Here is a 307-nt window from a genome sequence, read left to right on the forward strand (position 1 = left end):
CATCCAGTCCACGAATCGCATCGTCACCAGCCATTCGCACCGGTCTTTCCTGTGGAATACTGCCGGAAGAAGCCCTTTTGCGGCATCCCTTACCGCCTGTGATACTGCATCCAGAAGGTTCAGCTTCTCCACCCGCTTGCACTCTATATGGATGCCTGGGAGCCCTACCACATCCGCATCACCGGAGGCCCCGCAGTACTGCTGCCCCCTGCGGCAGTCATAACCGTACTCCCTCAAAAGCCCTGCCAGCTCACGCTCCCCGCGCTTGCCTTTCTCTCTCTGTGATTTTCCCATGCTGTTACCTTTC

General features: G+C 57.7%; 1 protein-coding gene. It reads right to left on the reverse strand.

Translation table 11 applies throughout. The features are described 5' to 3' along the window. Positions 1–294: hypothetical protein (locus WKT10_RS15995; protein ID WP_340278063.1), on the reverse strand; the 294-nt coding region annotated here is incomplete at its 3' end. Between the last annotated feature and the right edge of the window lie 13 nt (positions 295–307).

Origin of the sequence: Enterocloster sp. HCN-30185, from assembly GCF_037890305.1 — a bacterium.
GTDB lineage: Bacteria > Bacillota > Clostridia > Lachnospirales > Lachnospiraceae > Enterocloster.